This is a genomic window from Opitutus sp. ER46, from assembly GCF_003054705.1.
Classification (GTDB): Bacteria; Verrucomicrobiota; Verrucomicrobiia; order Opitutales; family Opitutaceae; genus ER46.
On sequence record NZ_QAYX01000025.1, the window covers coordinates 267,360 to 287,192 of the forward strand.

Annotated in this window: 16 protein-coding genes; 6 read left to right on the forward strand and 10 right to left on the reverse strand. The window is 67.7% G+C overall.

The window, feature by feature from the left end:
- Window positions 1–68: 68 nt before the first annotated feature.
- From DB354_RS19465 to DB354_RS19475, 4 genes are all read right to left on the reverse strand, one after another.
- Window positions 69–299, reverse strand: a complete 231-nt coding sequence (locus DB354_RS19465; RefSeq protein ID WP_107837309.1) for a helix-turn-helix transcriptional regulator — start codon at window positions 297–299, stop codon at window positions 69–71.
- 57 nt (window positions 300–356) lie between these two features.
- Window positions 357–1,820: a matrixin family metalloprotease gene (locus DB354_RS19470; protein ID WP_158277617.1), complete on the reverse strand. Its 1,464-nt coding sequence runs from the start codon at window positions 1,818–1,820 to the stop codon at window positions 357–359.
- Between the two features lie 7 nt (window positions 1,821–1,827).
- Window positions 1,828–2,523 carry a hypothetical protein gene (locus tag DB354_RS22415; RefSeq protein WP_158277618.1) on the reverse strand — a complete coding sequence of 232 codons (696 nt, stop codon included), beginning with the start codon at window positions 2,521–2,523 and terminating at the stop codon, window positions 1,828–1,830.
- Window positions 2,524–2,847: 324 nt separating this feature from the next.
- On the reverse strand, window positions 2,848–3,390 hold the full coding sequence (locus tag DB354_RS19475) for a hypothetical protein (protein ID WP_107837311.1): 543 nt from the start codon (window positions 3,388–3,390) through the stop codon (window positions 2,848–2,850).
- A 416-nt stretch (window positions 3,391–3,806) separates the two neighbouring features.
- On the opposite strand from DB354_RS19475, the gene DB354_RS19480 reads away from it, so the two are divergent.
- Both DB354_RS19480 and DB354_RS19485 read left to right on the forward strand, forming a co-directional pair.
- Window positions 3,807–4,961, forward strand: a complete 1,155-nt coding sequence (locus DB354_RS19480) for an aldose epimerase family protein (RefSeq protein WP_107837312.1) — start codon at window positions 3,807–3,809, stop codon at window positions 4,959–4,961.
- A gap of 48 nt (window positions 4,962–5,009) precedes the next feature.
- Window positions 5,010–6,704: a sodium:solute symporter gene (locus tag DB354_RS19485; protein WP_107837313.1), complete on the forward strand. Its 1,695-nt coding sequence runs from the start codon at window positions 5,010–5,012 to the stop codon at window positions 6,702–6,704.
- A gap of 85 nt (window positions 6,705–6,789) precedes the next feature.
- Here the strand turns inward: DB354_RS19485 and DB354_RS19490 are convergent, their stop codons facing one another.
- The 4 genes from DB354_RS19490 to DB354_RS19505 form a co-directional block, all read right to left on the reverse strand.
- Complete coding sequence (locus tag DB354_RS19490) at window positions 6,790–7,851, reverse strand: LacI family DNA-binding transcriptional regulator (RefSeq protein ID WP_107837314.1); 1,062 nt, start codon at window positions 7,849–7,851, stop codon at window positions 6,790–6,792.
- A 190-nt stretch (window positions 7,852–8,041) separates the two neighbouring features.
- Window positions 8,042–8,749 (reverse strand): L-ribulose-5-phosphate 4-epimerase, encoded by a 708-nt coding sequence (locus tag DB354_RS19495; protein ID WP_107837315.1) that lies wholly within the window; start codon window positions 8,747–8,749, stop codon window positions 8,042–8,044.
- A 219-nt stretch (window positions 8,750–8,968) separates the two neighbouring features.
- The gene (gene araA, locus DB354_RS19500) at window positions 8,969–10,477 is read right to left on the reverse strand and encodes an L-arabinose isomerase (protein ID WP_107837316.1); all 1,509 of its coding nucleotides are present in this window, start codon (window positions 10,475–10,477) and stop codon (window positions 8,969–8,971) included.
- A gap of 76 nt (window positions 10,478–10,553) precedes the next feature.
- A complete protein-coding gene (locus DB354_RS19505) occupies window positions 10,554–12,215 on the reverse strand; it encodes a ribulokinase (protein ID WP_107837317.1) in 1,662 nt (553 codons plus the stop codon).
- Window positions 12,216–12,484: 269 nt separating this feature from the next.
- Here DB354_RS19505 and DB354_RS19510 point away from each other — a divergent pair, with 269 nt between their 5' ends.
- Window positions 12,485–13,756 (forward strand): acyltransferase, encoded by a 1,272-nt coding sequence (locus tag DB354_RS19510; RefSeq protein WP_158277619.1) that lies wholly within the window; start codon window positions 12,485–12,487, stop codon window positions 13,754–13,756.
- Window positions 13,757–13,964: 208 nt separating this feature from the next.
- On the opposite strand, the gene DB354_RS19515 is transcribed toward DB354_RS19510, so the two are convergent.
- The gene (locus tag DB354_RS19515) at window positions 13,965–15,197 is read right to left on the reverse strand and encodes a hypothetical protein (RefSeq protein WP_107837319.1); all 1,233 of its coding nucleotides are present in this window, start codon (window positions 15,195–15,197) and stop codon (window positions 13,965–13,967) included.
- Between the two features lie 10 nt (window positions 15,198–15,207).
- Window positions 15,208–16,143 (reverse strand): glycosyltransferase, encoded by a 936-nt coding sequence (locus tag DB354_RS19520; RefSeq protein WP_107837320.1) that lies wholly within the window; start codon window positions 16,141–16,143, stop codon window positions 15,208–15,210.
- Window positions 16,144–16,270: 127 nt separating this feature from the next.
- Here DB354_RS19520 and DB354_RS19525 point away from each other — a divergent pair, with 127 nt between their 5' ends.
- The 3 genes from DB354_RS19525 to DB354_RS19535 are packed head-to-tail and all read left to right on the forward strand — an operon-like array spanning window position 16,271 to window position 19,831.
- Window positions 16,271–17,734, forward strand: coding sequence for an O-antigen ligase family protein (locus tag DB354_RS19525; RefSeq protein WP_107837321.1), 1,464 nt, complete (start codon window positions 16,271–16,273; stop codon window positions 17,732–17,734).
- Between the two features lie 5 nt (window positions 17,735–17,739).
- A complete protein-coding gene (locus DB354_RS19530) occupies window positions 17,740–18,999 on the forward strand; it encodes a glycosyltransferase family 4 protein (protein WP_107837322.1) in 1,260 nt (419 codons plus the stop codon).
- Window positions 18,977–19,831 carry a DUF2334 domain-containing protein gene (locus DB354_RS19535; RefSeq protein WP_107837323.1) on the forward strand — a complete coding sequence of 285 codons (855 nt, stop codon included), beginning with the start codon at window positions 18,977–18,979 and terminating at the stop codon, window positions 19,829–19,831. The genes DB354_RS19530 and DB354_RS19535 overlap by 23 nt, the downstream gene beginning before the upstream one ends.
- Window positions 19,832–19,833: the final 2 nt, after the last annotated feature.

The following is a 19,833-nucleotide window of genomic DNA, read 5'->3' on the forward strand; positions in this document are numbered from 1 at the left end:
GTCGGAATCCGTCCGTGATGCGGCGGAGATTGCGCAGTGAGGCGGCCCGCGGCGGCGAGACGAGCCGGCTAGATGCGAGCGCGAACGAGAAGGTCGGCGGCCGTGAGGTCGAGAGCGCCGGCGAGCCGGCGCAGCGTGTCGAGCGAGACCATGCGCTGGCCGCGCTCGATTTCGCCGACGTAGGTGAGGCTCAGCGAGGCGCCCGAGGCCAGCTGCTGCTGCGTGAAACCGCGGGCCTTGCGCTCGGTCCGGAGCGTTTGTCCGAACTGGCGTTGGAGCTTGGCGGCGTAGTCAGGCACGGTTTTGCCACCGTGCCAGCGGGTCGGGGGCTGCCAAGCGGATTTTCCACGGCGGGCTCACGGGGCGGCGTCGTAGATTTCGCCAAGCACCGGGCCGGTCGTGTCGCCGACGCCGGTGATGACGACCGTGTAGGAACCCGGCGCGAGGGTGACGAGCACCGCAGCGTCGCGGCTGCCGGGAGTGAGGGCGAAGGCCTGCGTGACGCTAACGGCGCTGCTCATCTCGGCGGAGGACTGCCAGTCGTCGTTGGTCACGAATGGCGTGCTCTCGCCGAGGCGGTAGATCGCGAGCTGCGGATTGGCCATGGGGCTCGGGACGTTGAACGCGCTGAGGAACGGGCCGACGGCGCGGACGAGGAGTTTTTTGCGAACGTTCTCGGCGCCCTGGACGGTGAAGCCCACGACGAGCGCCTGCTCGCCGCGGCCGGATTCACCGAGGGTGGAGACGTTGACGAGTTGGCCGTCGGCGGCGCTTGTGCCGAGGTCGTACACTTCCGCGAGCGCGAGGCCGCTGCCGCCGGATGTCCCCGGCGTAATGCGGGCGGTGTAGGCGGTGGGAGTGAGCGGAAGCTGGAGGGCGGCATCGGGCGAGGCCGAGGCGAGCGGGAAGGCGCCGATGGCTTGGAAGGTCGAGGCGAGCTGGGGCGTCTGGCCCCAGTTGTCGTTGCTGCCGACAGCCTGGGACCCGGCCTGGGCGATGACGGTGAGCTGCGGGTCGGCGAGCGGGTTGGTCACACCGTACTCGCGGAGCGCCGGGCCGACGCCGCGGACGAGAATGTTGCGCTGGGTGGACCCACGCAGGACGAAGCCGGCGGTGAGTGCGCCACCGGGGCCGACGAAGCCGCGGCTCGAGAGATTCACGAGCCGGCCGCCGGCGATGATGCCGGGCGGCGGCGGCGTGGTCGCGGCCGCGCCATAGAGCGCCTGGGCGCCGCTGATGTCGTCGGTGGCGAGCGCGTCGAGGTTGCTCACCCTGCTGTTCATGATCGCGGTGACGCTCTGGTTGTTCTGATCGGGATGTCCGAGGCCGAGGGCGTGGCCGAACTCGTGGAGGGCGACGCGATGAAAATCGAAGGTGGTGCCACCGCTGTAGCGCGTGGCGCCGCGGTAGGAATCCCACTTCAGGTTGCGGTTGAAGATCACGTCAGTCTCGACGGTCTGCCCGCGGCTGGACGTGTAGGTGAGGGTGACCGCGAGGACGCCGGTGCCCCAGGCCTCGCCATAGACGGTGTCACTGAAGAACACGTTGTTGATGCGGTTGCCCTGGGCCTGGACCGCGGTGGAGCCACGGATGGCGGCGAACTGCATGCCGGTGATCAGGCGATTCCAGGTCGCTAGCGCGTCCTCGGCGGAGGCGTCCCACGAGGCGTTGCCGTCGGCGAGCGCGAGGGGCGTGGGGCCGAGTTGGAGCTGCATGGGAACCGTGCCGGCGGGCCACTTGGAGCTGTTCAACGTGTACGCCGGAAGGGCGGGCACGGCGGCGAAGAGCGTGGCCGCGAGGAAAATCAGACGGAGGCGCATGGCGGGATCAGCGTTGGCGGGGCAGGCGTTGCTGCTGACGGGTGAGTTCGGCGGTGATGCGGGCCTCGAACAGTTCGGGCGAGAGGGCGCGGTCGGCGTGGCGCGGTGCGGAGGCGGCGGGCTCGTGTTCGGTCGCGGGCAACGAAACATCCTCCGTGGACTCGACGGGCGTCTCGTCGTCGCGGGCGACGTACTGCCGATGCTCGGCGGCGTCGGTACGGAGCCGGTAGCGGCCGTGGCCGAAGCGGACGAGCGGGCAGAATTGGAGGCCGTTGGCGGCGACGAAGAGGATCTCGGGCTCGCCGACGGTGAACGTGGGCATGCCGGCGACGCGGAGGGAGTCCTCGCCAACGGTGCCGCCGAGGAACTCGAGCGTGACGACGCGGTCGGGCGCGCCCTTGAGGGTCTTTTCGATGCTGAAGGTGACGAACGTCTTGATGATGCGGCCCTGGGGGCGGTCGACCCAGCGCGACTCGACGCCGGTCACAACGCCGCGGGCGATCACCTGGGCTTCGCCGACGAGTTCGCTGAAGGAGGGCGGGGTGACGCTCGTGGCGTGCGCGCCGGCGGAGGTGCCGAGGAGGACGGCGCAGAGGCAGGACATCTGCCACGCCTGCTGCCGGCGGCGGCGCCGCCGTCGGAGCCGGTCAACGAAAGTGAGCAAGCCGGACGGAGCGGCGGAGAGAAACGATGGCCAACGCATGAGGGCGGCGAAGGCAGGAGGCGGCCGGGGGCCGGGCAAGTGATTTGCCGGGTTGCCGGGCGCGTGGTTTTGCGGACTCCCAGCCGCCGGGGACTTACGCGCGTCTTTTCCGGCGCGGCGAAAAATCCGCGGCGTCGGACAAACACTGACAAAGCCGTTTTCGCCGCGCGAAAACGGAAAGGGACGTGATGGAGAACGGCCGAGGGCGAACGGAGAAGGAGGGCCAAACCGGGGCGGCGGAGTATCCGGACATTATCCGGGAGTATCCGGACATTATGGCCGAGTATCTGGACATTATCCCGTAACGTGCCGGGAATTGGGCGGTTATAATTGCAGCCCTCGGGCCCTCGTCATCGAGGCCTGGGTGCTCCTGGTCACCGGCCGGCGAGGGTGGCGACGAAACGGGCAATGCAGTGGCGGCCGTCGCAGAGGGCGCGCCCGTTCAGCCCCGGCGCCATGGAGGAGTTGCATGAAGTTGCGGGCGGCGTGGGGCGAGGGATCGACGATCACCAACTCGGACCGGGGGCGGCAGGTGGTGCGGAGGAAGTGTTTCATCGTGAGGTCGCTGCTCGGGAGCGAGTAGCCCATGGCGATGATGCGCCGGGCGCGCTGGAGTGCCTCGCCGGCTTCGAACCACAAGGCGCGGTTGTCGGCCGTGGTGATCCAGAGCTTCGCCTGTTTGAGGAAGGAAAGCGCGTAGGCGAAGTTCTCGCGCATCATCCGGCACACGGCGGGCGGGATGCGGCGGGCACGACGGCGCCGCAGCACGCGGGCGGCGAGCCCCTGCAGCAGCGGCATCGCCGGGGAGATCGCGCGGGCGAACCCGGCGCCGAGCAGGAAGACGTCGGAGGAAGGCGCGGCGTGCATGGCGCTGCGACCATCGTCCCGGGGCGGGTTCGACGGGTGTCAGGACGCGTGGGTTTTGCCCGTCGCAAAAGGCCATCGGAGAACGTCCGGGCCCCGTTTGGGGGCGCGCGGCCGACGGATACTTTACGGTCATGCTGGCGGCTGAGTGACGCGGGGCGGCGGCGCCCTTTGAGAACAGCTGCGGTTGCGGCGATCCAATGCTTTCAGGACGCGCGGCCGTGTTGTCCATTGCACCCCTCTCCCTATCCCCTGCTTTCGTCGTGGCCGGTCCTGGCGTGCTTTGTCGCGCGGCGGACGCGTGGCCACGGCCGAGAGATGTATTGCGTCGGCCGGGACGCGATTGTTTCATCCCGCGCCCTATCGACCCGTGCCGGCGCCCTCCGGCGATGACGTGCGTTGTCCCCTTTTCGCCCCTCATGAAAACGATCATGCCATTCCTGCGGTGCAGCGCGCTCGCGCTGACCGCCTCGATCGCGGTGCTGAGCGCACCCGCGTGTTCCGCCGCCAACGTGAAGTCGTTTGGCAAGCTGCCGGACGGCCGTGAAGCGCACCTCTACACGCTGCAAAATGCCAGCGGCTTCCGCGCCGACATCAGCGACTTCGGCGGCATCGTGGTCAGCCTGTATGTGGCGGACAAAAACGGAAAGCTGGCGGATGTCTCTCTTGGTTTCGACAACGCGGCGGACTACTTGCTGAAGAAGGCGCCGTATTTCGGCGCGCTGATCGGCCGCTACGGCAACCGCATCGCGCACGGCAAGTTCACGCTCGACGGCCAGACGTACTCGCTCCCGCTGAACGACAAGCCCGGCAACATTCCCTGCTCGCTGCACGGCGGCGACGTCGGCTTCGACAAGGTTCTCTGGACCGCGAAGCCCGCTACGATCGAGGGCAACCCGGCGCTCGTCCTCACCTACGTGAGCAAGGACGGCGAGATGGGCTATCCCGGCACGCTGACGGTCGAGGTGACCTACTCGGTGACGCCGAAGAACGAACTGCGCATCGATTACAAGGCGACGACCGACAAGGCGACGCCGGTGAACCTGACGAACCACACGTATTTCAACCTGAAAGGGGAGGGCAACGGCTCGATCCTCGACCACGTGCTGATGATGAAGGCGGCGAAAACGACCCCGGTGAACGCGGGCCTGATCCCGACCGGCGAGATCGTACCGGTGGCCGGCACGCCGCTCGACTTCACCACGCCGCACGCGATCGGTGAGCGCATCAACGTTCCGAACGAGCAGCTGAAGTTCGGCGGCGGCTACGACCACAACTGGGTGCTCGACAACCAGAGCGGCAAGCTGGAGCTCGTCGCGACGCTGCATGAGCCCGCGTCGGGTCGTTTCATGGAGGTGTTCACGACCGAGCCCGGGCTGCAGTTCTACTGCGGCAACTTCCTGGACGGCACCCTGGTCGGCAAGAGCGGCAAGGCCTACGGCCACCGCAGCGGCCTGTGCCTCGAGACGCAGCACTATCCCGACTCGCCGAATCAGCCGAGCTTCCCGAGCACGATCCTGCGGCCGGGCGAGACGCTGAAGAGCACCACCCTTTACCGCTTCAGCGCAAAATAACCGTCCCCCGGGCCATCGGCTTCTTCGTCTTCTTACCTCCGCCTCGATATGCAACTCCTCGATTGGATAGTCATAACGCTGTACTTCGTCCTTATCGGATGGGTCGCCTGGTACTACGGGCGACACCAGAAGGATAACGTCGATTACTTCCTCGCCGGCCGAAACGCCGGATGGGTCGTGATCGGATCCTCGATCTTCACCTCGAACATCGGATCCGAACACATTGTCGGCCTCGCGGGCCAGGGCGCCGCGACGGGCATGGCCATGGCGCATTGGGAAATGCACGCCTGGTGCCTCATCATGTTGGCCGGGTTGTTCGTGCCGTTCTATTACAAGTCCGGGGTGCAGACGATCCCCGAGTTCTTGGAGAAACGCTTCAATGCACGGACGCGCACCATCCTATCGTGCGTCTCACTCGTGGCCTATGTGTTCACGAAGGTCAGCGTGACAGTTTACGCCGGCGCGATCGTGTTTCAGGCGTTGCTGCCCGATACGTTCGGCTCGCCGCAAAACGCATTCTGGGTCGGCGCGTTCTTCACGGTCATCGTGACCGGCGTCTACACGGTGTTCGGCGGGATGCGCGCGATCATGTACACCGCGACGCCCCAAGCCGTCATCATTCTGTTCGGGTCCGCCGTGATCACGACCATCGGGCTCGGCAAACTCGGCGGCTGGGGTGAACTGGTGACGATGGCGAAGGCCAACGCCGACGCGTTTGCGCTGTGGCGCCCGCTCTCCGATCCTGGCTTCCCCTGGCTGGGCGTGCTGATCGCCTCGCCGATCATTGGCCTGTGGTACTGGTGCACGGACCAATACATCGTGCAGCGTGCGTTGTCGGCGAAGGATCTCGCGACCGCTCGCCGTGGTTCGCTTTTCGGCGGCCTGTTGAAGGTCTGGCCGGTCCTGATCTTCCTGATCCCAGGTATGATCGGCTGGGCTCTGCACCAGAAGGGCATCATCCAGCTGCCAATGAAGATTGGCGCGGGCGGCATCGCCACGTCTGTCATCGACGGCGACCAGGTCTTCCCGACCTTGGTCAAGACCCTGCTGCCGGTCGGCATTCGCGGCCTGATCGTCGCCTGCCTGCTCGCGGCGCTGATGAGCTCGCTTGCCTCGTTGTTCAACTCGAGCGCCTCGCTCTTCACGGTCGATATCTACGAGAAGCTGCGGCCGGGTAAGTCGCCGCAGCACCTGTTGATGGTTGGCCGCATTGCGACGACAGTCGTGGTCGGCTTGGGCATGATCTGGATTCCGGTCATGGCCAAGATCTCGGGCGGTGGTCTCTACCAGTATCTGCAAAGCGTGCAGGGTTATCTTGCTCCGCCGATCACCGCCGTCTTCTTCCTCGGCCTCTTCTGGAAGCGCATCAATTCGACGGGCGCAACCTGGGGCCTCGCGGGCGGATTCGTGCTCGGCATGGCCAAGCTCACCATCCAGGGCTTTTATGGCACGACCGAAGGCAAGATTCACGATCCCGCCTTTCTGGCGTGGATTGGCGACTTCAACTTCCTCTATGCCACGGGCGTTCTGTTTGCGTTGAGCGCCATCATCATGGTGGTCGCGTCGCTGCTGACGCCGGCACCGGACGAGGCGAAGATCCGTGGTCTCACTTACGGTTCGATCCACCACGACGCTGGAGCTGAGATCAAAGCGAGCTGGGACCTGGGCAACAAGCTCATGGCCGCCGGCATCCTGGTCTGCGTGCTCAGCATGTACCTCTACTTCAGCTTCTGGCTGAAGTGAGTCGCCGATCCGGTTGAGTCGCTTTGGCAATCAGAGAGCCCCGGGCAACCGGGGCTCTTTTTGTCGGTTAGGGATGAGGGGAGTTTCAGCCCTGCGCTGACTGGAGAGCGGCGGCGGTGCGGACGGTCTTGCCGGGCATCCAGGTGGAGCCGATCAGCGTCGCGCGCGGGAACGAGGGCACGCCGTACTCGTTGTTGTGGATCTGGCTGACGACGAGATCGACGGCGGCCTCGCCAGTGACGTCGTTGTGCTGGTTCATGCCGGCGATGTCCGGCTTGGAGGCGCGCCACTCGAGCTGGATCACGCCAATGTCCTCTGGCACGCGTTTGCCGCGCGCCTTCAGCCAGTCGAACACCGCGTTGTAGAGCGTGAAGAGAACGTCCGGCTTGTAGCGGTCGAGCCAGGTGTGGAAGACCTTCGGGTTCTGCCAGGCTTGGGTGAGTTGGCGAAACGCCGGGATCCGGCTGCCGCTTGGCAGGCCCTCCTGTGCGGTGAGGAAGCCGGCGGAGAAGCGGCGGTCGACGAGGCGGTCGATCACGTCGTCGAGGACCAGTGCGGGCCGTTGGTATCCCAACGTCAGCGCATTCTCGAAGGCGGAGAGCACGAGGCTGTGGTGGTCGACGCAACTGAAGGAGAGGGCGGGCTCGCGCGTGCGCACGCCGGTAACGACGGTGGGAAAGGTCTCCCAGACCGGTCGGAGATGCGCCGGCAGCCGGTTCTGGTCCATGAGGCCGACCAGGATGATGCCGTTGATGTTACGGGTCCGCAGCACGCGGATCCAGGTCTCGGCGCGCATGTTCGGATCGTGCAGCCAGAACCGGTCAAAGCCATAGCCCAGCCGGGAGGCCCGGCGCTCGCAGCCCTCGACGTAGGTCGGGATCGTCGGATGCGTGCGGAAGGCGTCCTGGTCGCGGTTGGCGTTCACGAGCGCGAGCTTGGCCTGGAAACGTGGCGACTGGCTGGCGCGGAGCTGCGCCATGAGGTGCGCGACGATCGCGTTGGGCTGGTAGCCGAGCGTCTCGGCCACCTGGCGAATCCGGTCGCGGGTGGACGGCGGGATCTGGGGATCACCGCGGAGGGCGAGCGATACCGTGTTCTTCGAGTAGCCGACCTTCTTCGCGATGTCGTTCAGCGTGACGCGGGGCATGACGGGCAGGACAGTCAAGTAACCGGCTGCGCCGAAGCAACCCTGCTGTGGCAGAGGTCGGATGTCAGAAGCCAGAGGCCAGAAGCCGGAGGCCAGATCAGATGGCAGATGTCAGGTTTTGATATCCGCAGATCTCGGATGTCAGAGGTCTGACATCTGACCTCTGACGTCTGACATCTGGCTTCTGGCTTCAGGCCTCCGGCTTCCGGTCGGGCTGGCCGTAATACGCGCCGGGGCCGTGCTTGCGCTTGAAGTGCTTGTTGAGGAGCTCGGGCTCGATCGGAAGCAGCGTCGGCTCGAGCTGCAGCGACATCAGCGCCACGGCGGCGCAGCACTCGGCGGCGATGGCGACCTCGACGGCCTTCGCGACAGTCGGGCCCCAGGTGAACGGGCCGTGGCGGTTGACGAGGACGGCCGGGCAGTCGAGCGGGTCGATCCCCTTGAAACGCTCGAGGATGACGGTGCCCGTTTCCCACTCGTAGGCGGAGGCGATCTGCTCGGGCGTCATCTTCCGGGTGACCGGGATCTCGCCGTAGAAATAGTCCGCGTGCGTGGTGCCGAAGATCGGCACAGCGCGGCCGGCCTGGGCGAACGCCGTGGCGTGCGAGGAGTGCGTGTGCACGACGCCGCCGATGGACGGGAAACCGAGAAAAAGCCGGCGGTGGGTCGGAGTGTCGGAGGAGGGATTGAGCTTACCCTCGACCTTCTTCCCCTCGAGGTCGACGAGGACCATGTCCTCGGCGCGGAGGACGGCGTAGTCCACGCCGCTGGGCTTGATGGCGAAGATGCCCTTGGCGCGGTCGATCGCGCTGGCGTTGCCGAAGGTCAGGTTGATGAGCCCGTTCTTCGGGAGGAGAAGGTTGGCCTCGTAGGCCTCGCGTTTGAGTTCTTCGAGCATGGTCAGCGGAGTGAAAAGTGAGAGTGAAAGTGGACGCACCCCTCCTGGCGACACTGAGGCGAGCCGGAGTTGCACCGGAGGTCGCCGAGGAAAACCTTCAAACCGGGGTGGCCGCCGAGGGAGGATACCGTGAACGGACGCGTGCCGGGGCTCGATGTTGACGAGCGTACCGAACTGCAGCGGGGGCGGACGGCCGCTGCAGGTCGGTGTGGGCGGGGTTTACACCCGGATGCCCTGGGCCAGGTGGAAATAGACCTCGTTGTTGCGGAGGTCCTGCTTGAACTGGCTGAGCTTGGTATCGCCGTTGATCACCGCGAGTTCGATGCCGGCGATGGTGGCGAAATCGTCCATGTGCTCGGTCGTGACCGTGTAGCTGTAGCCCGTGTGGTGGGCCCCGCCGGCAAGGATCCAGGCGGCGCACGCCGTCTTGAAATCGGGACGGCATTCCCAGACGGCGCGGGCGACCGGGAGCTTGGGGAGCTTCGGCGTCTTCACGGCGTCGACCTCATTCACGATGAGGCGGAACCGGTTGCCGAGGTCGACGAGCGAGGCGTTGATCGCGGGGCCGGTGGCGGCATCGAACACCATGCGGACGGGATCTTCCTTCCCGCCAATGCCGAGCGGGTGAATCTCGATGGAAGGCTTGGTTGCGGCGATCGAGGGGCAGATCTCGAGCATGTGCGCGCCGAGCACCTGATGACCCTTGGGCGACAGGTGATAGGTGTAGTCCTCCATGAAGGAGGTGCCGCCCTTCAGATCGGCGCCCATGACCTTCATGGCGCGGACGAGCGCGGAGGTTTTCCAGTCGCCTTCGCCGCCGAAGCCGTAGCCGTCGGCCATGAGCCGCTGCGAGGCCATACCCGGCAACTGGCGCATGCCGTGGAGGTCCTCGAACGTGTCGGTGAAGCCCTTGAAGCCGCCCTCCTCGAGGAAGGCGCGAAGACCGAGTTCGATCCGCGCGCTGTAGCGCAGGGAATCGTGGCGGCTGCCGCCTTTGCGGAGGTCCTTTACCACGTTGTACTGGTCCTGGTAATCGGCGCAGAGGCTGTCGATGGCGTGGTCGGAGACCTCGTTCATCTTGGCGACGAGATCGCCCACGCCGTAGCCGTTGACGGCGAAACCGAACTTGAGCTCGGCGGCGACCTTGTCGCCCTCGGTGACGGCGACTTGGCGCATGTTGTCACCGAAGCGGCAGAACTTGGCGCCCTGCCAGTCGTGCCAGGCGCGCGTGACGCGCATCCAGGTGGCGACGCGGTCCTGCACCTCGGGATCCTGCCAGTGGCCGACGACGACCTTCCGGCCGAGGCGCATGCGGGTGTGGATGAACCCGGCCTCGCGGTCGCCGTGCGCCGACTGGTTCAGGTTCATGAAATCCATGTCGATCGTGCCCCACGGCAGGTCGCGGTTGAACTGCGTGTGCAGGTGGAGGAACGGCTTGCGCAGCGCGTTCAGCCCGCCGATCCACATCTTCGACGGCGAGAACGTGTGCATCCACAGGATCAGTCCGGCGCAGTTGGCGTCGTTGTTGGCGTCGAGACAAACCGCGCGGACCTCCTCGGAGGATTTGACCGTGGGCTTGAAGACTATCTTCAGCGGAATGCGCTTCGAAGCGTTGAGCCCGTTGACGATGGCCTGGGAGTCGGCCGCGACCTGCTTGAGGGTCTCGGGGCCGTACAGATGCTGGCTGCCGGTGACGAACCAGATTTCGGGAGAGGCGAGGAGTTTCATGGGAAAAGGGAGGGCGGCGGGCGCAATGGACACCCACGAGCCCGACGGCGGCGCCGCCGCCGGGCGAAGGCGGAACTCAGGCGCGCTGCGCGTGCTTGAGCGCGAGGAGGTCCTTCATGACGCGCGAGAGATCGGCCGAGCGGTTGAGCCCGCCGAAGGCGTCATGGACTTCACGATACAACTGGTAGAGTTGGTCGTACACCTTGCGGGCCTTGGCGTTCGGCTTGTAGCTCTTGGGCGCGACCGAGGTCATGGCCTTTTGGGCGGACGGGAAGTCCGGGTGGGCGCCGGCGAGGACGGCGGCGGAGACCGCCGCGCCGAGGGCGCAGGCCTGCGACGAGCCGGAGACCTGCATGGTGCAGCCGGTGATGTCGGCGTAGATCTGCATGAGCATCGGGTTCTTCTCCGCGATGCCGCCGGCGCAGACGATGCGGTTGACGGGCACGCCGTATTCCTTGGTGCGCTCGAGGATGGCGCGGGCACCGAAGGCGGTGGCCTCGATCAGCGCGCGGTAGATCTCGGCCTGCGTCGTGTAGAGTGTCTGGCCGAGGAGGAGGCCGGTGAGCTGCGGGTCAACGAGGATGGTGCGGTTGCCATTGTTCCAATCGAGCGCGAGCAGGCCCGACTGGCCGGGACGCTGGGCGGATGCCTCCTTGGTGAGTTGGGCGTGAAGCGAACCCTCTCCCTGGCACACGACCTCGACCCACCACTTGAAGATGTCGCCGACGGCGGATTGGCCGGCCTCAATGCCGTAGAAGCCGGGGAGGATCGCGCCCTTCACGATGCCGCAGATGCCCGGGATGTCCTTGATCGGCTTCCCGGCGGAGACGACGCCGCAGTCACAGGAGGAGGTGCCGATGACCTTGACGAGCACGCCCTCGGCAACGCCGCAGCCGATCGCGCCGTAGTGGACGTCGAATTCGCCCATCGCGATCGGGATGCCGGCGGGGAGCCCGAGTTTCTTCGCCCACGCGGGGCAGAGCTGGCCGGCGCTCTCGGAGGCGTCGTGCGCCTTCTCAAAGAGACGGTCGCGGAGATCGGCGAGCTTCGGGTCGAGGAGGGTGAGGAACTCCTTGTCGGGCAGGCCACCCCAGTCCTCGGCGTAGAGGGCCTTGTGTCCAGCGGCGCAGACGCCCCGCTGGACCTGGCGCGGATCGGTGATGCCGGCGAGGACGGACGGCAGCCAGTCAGCCAGTTCCACCCAGGAGTAGGCCGCCTTGAACACCTTGGGGTCGACGTTGAGACAGTGCCAGAGCTTGGACCAGAACCACTCGGACGAGTAGGTGTTGCCGCACTTGGCGATGTACTGCGGGCGGTGTTGGGCGGCGAGCGCGGTGATCTGCGCGGCTTCGCGGATGCTCGTGTGGTCCTTCCAGAGCCAGCACTGCGCGTTGAGATTTTTCTTCCACTTCGGATCGAGCGCGAGCGGGCGGTTGGCGGCGTCGACCGGGATCGGGCTGGAGCCGGTGGTGTCGACGCCGACGCCGATAACGCGGGCCGCGTCGAAACCGCGCTGCTTGCGGGCGACGGCGAGCGCGCCCTTCACGCTGCGCTCGAGGCCGATGAGGTAATCGCCGGGATGCTGCCGCGCCAGGTTGTGATCCTTGGGGTCGAGCAGGATGCCTTGATGGCCGCTGGGGTAATTGACCACGCAGGAGCCGAGTTCTTTGCCGTCGCTGCAGCGAACGACGAGTGCACGGACGGAATTGGTTCCGTAATCGATGCCGAGGGTGAACATGGGCGAAGAATGCGAGGGAATCCGGGGGTGAAGCGAGAGACTTCAACCATGTGACGCGGCCCTCTCGGGCGGACGATTCAGGGCGCACATGACCGTCAAGCCTCGGGTCATCGGCGACGGCCCGAGAGGGAACGACCGAGTCAGACCGGGTGGGTGAGGGACGGAGGGGAGGCGGGGTGGAGGCCCTATGGGGGGCGAAAGCTGAGTGGCCTAGTGTGTGGGGGCGCTGAGATGTGCGTGCGTGCCGCATGCGCGGGACGCGCATAACTATGCTGGTCGGCCCCCTTTCCGAGCGCGAGGACGTGACGCTGCGCAAGCCGGCGGCGGTATCGCCGCGACGTGGCGATTTCGGCCGGTCGCCGGCGGATGGCGGTGCGAGTGCGCCGGCCGAGTCGCCGGGCCCGCGGCGGCTCCTGTCGCTCGATATGTTGCGCGGGGTGGCAATCCTGCTGGTGCTCGGGCGCCATCAGGTGGCGCCGGCGGAAGGGCTCGGGTGGTTTCAGCCGCTGGCCGCTGGATGGACGCACATCGGGTGGTCGGGCGTGGATCTCTTTTTCGTGCTCAGCGGCTTCCTGGTGAGCGGGCTGTTGTTTTCGGAGTACCAGCGGCGGGGCGGGGTGGACGTGAAGCGGTTTATGATTCGCCGGGGATTCAAGATCTGGCCGCCGTATCTCGTGTACGTGGCCTTGGTGGCGGCGTGGCTTGGCTGGAAGCAGTTCTCGGCCGGAGGACCGGGCGTGTGGGGCGAACTGTGGCCGAACCTCTTTCACGTGCAGAACTACTTCCACACGCCGCGCATGCACACGTGGAGCCTGGCAGTGGAGGAGCACTTCTATCTGGCGGTGGCCCTTGGCTTCTACCTCGTCCTGACGCGCGGCCACGGTGCCGCGGTGCTGCGCTGGTTGCCGGTGGGAGTGGTTGCTGCGTTGATCGGACTGGCCGCGTTGCGCACCGGGCTGGCACTGCGGCACGGGGCGGCGCAACTGAATCTCTACGCAACGCACCTGCGGTTTGACGGCCTGCTGCTCGGCACGCTGCTCGCGTATTGGACGCACTTCTCGCCGGAACGGCTCGCGGTCGTCGCGCGCCGACCGGGTTGGGCGATGGCGGTCGGCGTCGCATTGGCTGCGCCGACGCTGTGGCTGGCGCCGGAGGCGAACGCGGCGACGGCGGGCGTCGGCCTGCTCGCGCTGTATGTCGGCTACGGGCTGATCCTCATCGGCTGGCTCAACTTTGCGGCCGAGGTCAAAGCCGGCCGGCGCCTGCTGCGGCGGCGACCGGCGGCATGGCTGGGGGCGGTGGGATTCTTTAGCTACTCGATCTACCTCTGGCACGTGGACCTGGCCCAAGTGCCCTTGCACAAGCTGGCGCTGGCGGCGCGCGCGGCGGGAGCGGCGCCGGGCCTCGTCTGGTGCGTCGCGACGTTGCTGTACATGCTTGCGGCGTTTGCGGTCGGCCGGCTAGTCGGCCGGCTGTTGGAGGCCCCCGCGCTGGCCTTGCGGGATCGCCTCTTCCCCAGCCGCACGCCCACTCCGCTCTGATGCTCCGCCAGGGCGGCGATCAGGAGCTTGCCAGCGACTGTGACGCCGTGACGCCCTGACCCTCGGGCAAAAATGTGACGCGGTGACGGCCTGACCCCGTCCTCAGGGAAATGACAACCGGTCTGAAAGCAGAGACTTACACACGAATGTGACGCGGTGACGCTGACCCCATCTCCCGGATACGGGGGCAGCGTCACCGCGTCACAGACTAGTTCACGCGGGACCAGAGCGCGTGGTAGGCGGAGACAAGGCCGGCGAAGTCCGCGGCGGGGGTTCTCAGGTTGGCTTGGAGCTGACGGAGGAGAGCGGGGGACGAGCAGGCGTCGGGGCGCCAGAGCAGGAGCGGCAGCGCGTTGAGGACGCGCTCGCGCGGATGGCGGAGCGCGTCGCCGGCGGCCAGGGCGCGGGGGCCAGCGAGCTTGAGGTTGATGAGAAAATTGCGGCCGGGCGTCGTCCCGGGGCACTTGCTGATCTGCACCCCGGCGTAGTCGCGCACGGAGTGAAATGAGAGTCCGAGTCGGCGGGATTCGAGCCAGAGCCACACGGTGCGGCAGAGGCTCGCGATGTTGCCGTGCGGAAAAACCAGCTCGTCCCGCGTCGCGGTGCCGCGCGTCGGGTGCAGCTTGAACTCGAGACCGCGTGCGTGATGCCGCTGGAGGTCGGTGAGCCACGTCGGCAGGTCGGCGCCGTCGAGCGCCAGGAGCCGGCGGTGCCGCTCGCTGACGCTCCAATGGTACTGGCCGAGCGCGGCGAGGACGGCGTCGCCTACGCCAAGTTGGGCCTTGGCGATGTTCCGGGCGACGAAGTCGGCGTCGGCAGGCGTGAAGATGCGGCGGGCCATGCGCTCCTGCGCCAGCAGCAGGCCGGAGCAGCGGTTCATCAGGAGCCGCGTGGCCTCGGCGGTGGGGATGGCGGCGGCGTCGCGGTGGTGATCGCAACCGTGCAAGAGCGACTCGTCGCCCACGAGCCAGCGGTGGCCCTGCATCAGGTCGTAGGAGAACATGCTCACCGGGCCCTCCGTGAGGGCGCGCAGGGAGGTGAGGTGAAACTCCACCTCGATCCCGGCCTGCGGGGTGAGAATCTCGCCGAGGACATGCACGGCCCGGCCGTAGCGCCACTGGTTGAAATGACGGTTGCCGCGGAGACAGACGTAGAACTCGAGGTCGTTGTACGGGCGGTCGCCCTCGGGGCTGTGCCAGACGCCGCCCTCGCCGCGACCGTAGCCGCCCCCGAGGAGGATGGCTTCGAGTTTCGCGGCGGGAAGCAGCCCGCGGAGACCGGCGGCGATGCGGTCGCACGTGCGCGCGAGGTGAGCCTCGAGCGCGGGGCTGCCGTCGCGCGTGAAGCGATCGCCCGTCGGCGCGTTGGGCAGGCGAGCCGGGGAAATGTTGACCGAGGCGAATACGCGCGGAGCGGGCTGCAGCGAAGGAAGCGAGGACATGGGCGGCGGTTCAGGTCGCGGACGGGCGGAGGCAGGGCGCGGAGGGAGTGGTCGGATCCACGCGACGCCGCGGCGCGAGCGAGGCGCCGTGCATTCCCCAACCGGCGCGGAACCCGGCGCGGCGTCCGAGCCGTTGCGCAAGCCGCACGCGGGCGGCGTCGGGCCATTCACGCAGGCGGCCGTGGCGGACGCAGTAGGCGAGGTCGCGGCGCAGGTCGTTGGCCCAGCCGAGGAGCAGGTTTCGGCGGCGGAGCAGCGACGCGGGATTGCCCGCCCAGACAGCGGCGAGCGCCCAAGCCTCCCCGAAGCTGCGCTTGTAGGTCTGCGCGGGCGTGTAGTTGTGCGAGTGCATGACGACGGACTCGGGGCAGTAGACGATGCGGAAACCCTGGGCGCGCGCCCACCGGGTATATTCGTCGTCCTCGGAGTACTGCATCGATTCGAGGAAACCACGGCGCGCCCAGACCTCCTTGCGCAGACCGCTGCTCACCATGCTGAAGAAATGATCCCAGCTGGCCGAGTCGCGGTGGGGGCCGAAGCAGCGCTCGTAGTCGGCCGCGAAGGGCGCGGCGCAGTCGGGTCGCGGAATCTGCCGGCCGAAGACCGCCGCGGTGCGCGGGTCGGCGAGGCCGGCGACGAGCGGCGCGAGCCAGTCGGCGTTTTGCGGCGTGGCGTCGGCGTTGAGAAAGATCACGCGCTCGGTGGCGGCGAGGGCCATGCCCTGGTTGAGCACACGTCCCGGTTGGTAGTCGTGCGGGAGCAGTTGGATGAGGCGCGCGGGGCGGGCGGCGCGAAGCAGCTCGACGGAGTCGTCGGTCGAGCCGGAGTCGAATGCGAGCAGGCTCCAGCGTCGGTAGGTCTGGGCGCGCAGGGCGGCGAGGGTCTCGGCGAGAGCCCAGCCTTCGTTGTAGGAACGCAGGACGATGGTGACGTGCGGGTCGCTCATGCAGGCGAGGCGCGCTGAGGCTAGGCGAGGCGCGTCCGGGGTCCCATGGGGTGAGACCCGCCGCGCGCGTAGGTGCGGACCTACTCAACGCCCGGAGGTGGCGCGGCTAAGGTGAGCGCCCGGCGCCATGGAAATCGAAACCAAGCAAATCTTCGCCCTCATCCTGATCGTGGGCTTCGGCTCGATCGCCATGCTGGCCGCCCTGCTCTGGCAGTGGGTGCGCGATGCCGTGCTCTTCACGTTCGTGGTCGGCGTGGTGTTCATCGACCGGCTCGATGTCAGCCTTTTCGGCACGTTCTGGTACCGCGGCACCTCACGCGGCATCGATCTGTCGCTGCTCGACGTGGCGCCATTGAGCCTCCTGATCGCGACGCTCCTCGCGCCCCGCTATGCGCGCGGGCGCTTCCACTGGCCGGCGAGCTTCGGCCTGATGCTGCTCTACTTCCTGTACTGCGTGGCGTCGGTGTATCACGCGCACCCGCAGTGGTACGGCGTCTGGGAGCTCGCAAAGATGACCCGCGGGTTGATGGTGTTCCTGGCCGCGGCGCTCTTCATTCGCACGCGCCGCGAGCTGGCGGTGGTACTGATCGCGCTCGGGTGTACGGCGTGTGTCGAGGCGTTCAACGGCGTGGAGCAGCGGTGGTTCAAGGGCGCATTCCGCGCGCCCGGCACGCTGCTGCACCCGAACACGTTGTCCACCTACCTCTGCACGATCGCGCCGGTGCTGATCGCGGGCGCGATGGCGAACTGGTCGAAGTGGATCCGCGGGTTTGCGGCGCTCAGCTGGGCCCTCGCGGCGGTGGCCGAGCTGCTCACGCTGTCGCGCATGGGCATCCCGGTGTTTGGCGCCGTGAGCGTGGCGACCGCGCTGGCGTGCACCTCCTGGCGCATCACAAAGGAGAAACTCGCCGTGGTCGCGGCCGCCGGCGCGGTGGTGGCGGCCGGGCTCTTCGTTTCGTGGGATGGGCTGAAGGCCCGCTACGTGCAGGGCGACATCAAGCAGGAGCTGACGGGCGAGCACCAGATCGAGACCCGCGGCGTGTACTGGCGCCTCGCGCTGGCGATGATCGAGGATCACCCGTACGGCGTCGGCCTGAACAACTGGTCTTACTTTGTGGGCAAGACCTACGGCCCGGCCATGGGCTATGCATATCACGATTACGACGAGTTCAAGTGGGTGCCGACGAAGGACGACGCCGCGCAGACCTTCCTGCCGCCGGCGGCGGATTCGTTGCCGGCGCTGACGCTCGGCGAACTCGGCAAGGCGGGTCTCGCGCTCTTTCTCCTCCTGTGGCTGCGCTGGTTCCAGATTGGCGCAGGCTTCCTGCGCGGGCGGCTCAATGGCGATCCCCTGCACCGCGCGGGCCTGGGGCTGCTATTCGGCACGGCGGGACTTTTCCTGCAGAGCGCGACCGAGTGGACGTACCGGCAGACGCCCGTGCTGTTCACGTTCCACGTGATGATGGGCGCGCTCGCGAGCCTCCATGCGATCCGGCGGCGGCGGGTGGCGGTCGCCCGGCGCACGCGGCAGGCCGCGCCCGAACCCGACCTCGCCGGCGTGCCGGTCCGCACCGTGCCGGTGGTGGAGTGACGCCCATGCACGTCGCGCATCTCCTGCGGAAATACAATCCGGCCGAGTGGGGTGGCACAGAAACCGTGCTGCGCCAGTTGTCTGAAGGCCTGCGCCAGGGTGGCGTCACCTCGACCGTCTACTGCCCCCGACTGGCAGGGCCCGCGGGCACGGACCCGCTGGCGGCGTCGGGCTGCGAGGTGCGGCGGTTTCGCGCGATGGTCCCGGTCTGGGGCCTATCGGACGAGCAACGCCGGCAGATGGTGGCGGTGGGGGGCAACCTGCTGTCGTTTGACCTGCCGCGGCAGCTCTGGGCAGACCGGCGGATCAGTGTCGTGCACACGCATACCCTGGGGCGGATCGGCGGGATCGGGCTGACGGTGGCGCGACGGAAACGCGTGCCGTTCGTCGTGACGATCCACGGCGGCGTGTACGATCTGCCGGAGCCCCTGCGGCAGAGTTTCGCGCAGCCGGCGCATGGCGGGTGGGAGTGGGGCAAGCCCTTTGGCCTGCTGTTCCGGTCGCGGCGCGTGCTGGACGAGGCGGACGCAATCCTGACCTGCAATCCGCGGGAGGCGGAGCTGGTGCGGGCGCGCCACCCCGACCGGCGGGTGGTGGTGCAGCCGCACGGGGTGAACGCGCGGATCTACGCGGTCGACCGACGGGCGGCGGCGCAGGCGGCGTATCCGGTTCTGGGCGACCGCGAGGTGATCCTGGCGCTGGGACGCGTGGATCCCGTGAAGAACCAGGGCTGGTTGGTGGAGCAGATGCCGGAGGTGCTGCGGCGCCGGCCGCGGGCGCAGCTCGTGCTCGCCGGCGCCTGCACGGATGCGGCGTATGGCGAAGCGCTGCGGCGCCGCATCGCCGAATTCGGACTGGAGGAGCGCGTGCTGCTGACGGGCAAACTGCCCCCGGCGGACGACCGCCTCGTGGGCCTGCTGCAGCTCGCGCGCGTGGCGGTGCTGCCCTCGATCTCGGAAACCTTCGGGCTGGTGATCCTCGAGGCGTGGGCGGCGGGGACGCCGGCGATCTCGAGCCGGACCTCAGGCGCCACGGCGCTGGTGGAGGACGGACGCAACGGCTGGCTCTTCGATCTGAATGAACCGCGCGGCTTTCACGCCGCGCTGACTGCGGCGCTGGACCAGCCGGCGCAGCGGGATGCGGTGATCGCCGCCGGCCGGGCGCGCGTGCAGGCGGACTTCGATACCCTCGCTTTGGCGTCCCGCGTGCGCCGGCTTTACGAGAACCTCCAGGAGGAAATCCATGCGCTACGTCATCCTGCGTGACGACGACACGAATGCCCTGACGCCGGTCGAGTGTCTCGAGACGCTCTACCGTCCCTTTCTCGCGCGCGGGTTGCCGGTGCACCTGGCGACCATTCCGGCGGTGCGGACGGACGCGCGCACGCCGGCGGGCGAGCGGGAGGGGTTCCTGTTTGCGGCGCAGGACAGCGAGCCGGCGGTGTTACCGCTGGCGGCCAATGCGGGGCTGGTGGCGTACCTGCGGGCGAATCCGGGATTTCAGATCGTGCAGCACGGGTGTCACCACGACCCCTTCGAATTTGACCGGCGCGACCGGTGCGAGGTGGCGCGACGGCTGGACGAAGGCGCGGCGCGCCTGGCGGAGACCGGGCTGCCGGTGGCGTCGGCGTTCGTGGCACCGCATGACAAGTTTTCGCCGGAGGCGTACGAGGAGGCGGCGCGACGGTTTCGGGTGATCTCGAGTGGCTGGTTTGAGTGGCGGCGCGTGCCGCCGCGGTGGTGGCCGCGTTACCTGTGGAAGAAACTGCGTCGGGCGCCGCACTGGCAGGTCGGGCGAACGCGCCTGCTGAGCCATCCCGGGTGCCTGCTTTCGCACCGGCGGGATCCGGCGACGATCCTGGACGCGATCCGGCGCGCGGTGGCGGAGCAGGAGGTGACGGTGCTTGTGACGCACTGGTGGGAGTACTTTCGCAACGGCGCGCCGGATACGGCGTTCGTGCAGGCGCTGCACCGGACGGCGGCGTTTCTCGGGACGCATCCGGACATCTGCGTGACGACGTTCGACGAACTTGGCGGCGGGCAGCGCGGCGCAAGCCGGGCGGTCGCGGTGGATGGCGTGGCGCCAGCGGGAGCGTGAAC

Excerpts from the sequence above, each read along its gene's own strand:
- DB354_RS19470 (WP_158277617.1), bottom strand. The coding sequence starts at position 1,820 with ATGCGCCTCCGTCTGATTTTCCTCGCGGCCACGCTCTTCGCCGCCGTG.
- DB354_RS19535 (WP_107837323.1), top strand. The coding sequence starts at position 18,977 with ATGCGCTACGTCATCCTGCGTGACGACGACACGAATGCCCTGACGCCG.
- DB354_RS19475 (WP_107837311.1), bottom strand. The coding sequence starts at position 3,390 with ATGCACGCCGCGCCTTCCTCCGACGTCTTCCTGCTCGGCGCCGGGTTC.
- DB354_RS19495 (WP_107837315.1), bottom strand. The coding sequence starts at position 8,749 with ATGCTCGAAGAACTCAAACGCGAGGCCTACGAGGCCAACCTTCTCCTC.
- DB354_RS19520 (WP_107837320.1), bottom strand. The coding sequence starts at position 16,143 with ATGAGCGACCCGCACGTCACCATCGTCCTGCGTTCCTACAACGAAGGC.
- DB354_RS19515 (WP_107837319.1), bottom strand. The coding sequence starts at position 15,197 with ATGTCCTCGCTTCCTTCGCTGCAGCCCGCTCCGCGCGTATTCGCCTCG.
- DB354_RS19505 (WP_107837317.1), bottom strand. The coding sequence starts at position 12,215 with ATGTTCACCCTCGGCATCGATTACGGAACCAATTCCGTCCGTGCACTC.
- DB354_RS19530 (WP_107837322.1), top strand. The coding sequence starts at position 17,740 with ATGCACGTCGCGCATCTCCTGCGGAAATACAATCCGGCCGAGTGGGGT.
- DB354_RS19510 (WP_158277619.1), top strand. The coding sequence starts at position 12,485 with ATGCTGGTCGGCCCCCTTTCCGAGCGCGAGGACGTGACGCTGCGCAAG.
- DB354_RS19485 (WP_107837313.1), top strand. The coding sequence starts at position 5,010 with ATGCAACTCCTCGATTGGATAGTCATAACGCTGTACTTCGTCCTTATC.
- DB354_RS19480 (WP_107837312.1), top strand. The coding sequence starts at position 3,807 with ATGAAAACGATCATGCCATTCCTGCGGTGCAGCGCGCTCGCGCTGACC.
- DB354_RS19490 (WP_107837314.1), bottom strand. The coding sequence starts at position 7,851 with ATGCCCCGCGTCACGCTGAACGACATCGCGAAGAAGGTCGGCTACTCG.
- DB354_RS22415 (WP_158277618.1), bottom strand. The coding sequence starts at position 2,523 with ATGCGTTGGCCATCGTTTCTCTCCGCCGCTCCGTCCGGCTTGCTCACT.
- DB354_RS19525 (WP_107837321.1), top strand. The coding sequence starts at position 16,271 with ATGGAAATCGAAACCAAGCAAATCTTCGCCCTCATCCTGATCGTGGGC.
- araA (WP_107837316.1), bottom strand. The coding sequence starts at position 10,477 with ATGAAACTCCTCGCCTCTCCCGAAATCTGGTTCGTCACCGGCAGCCAG.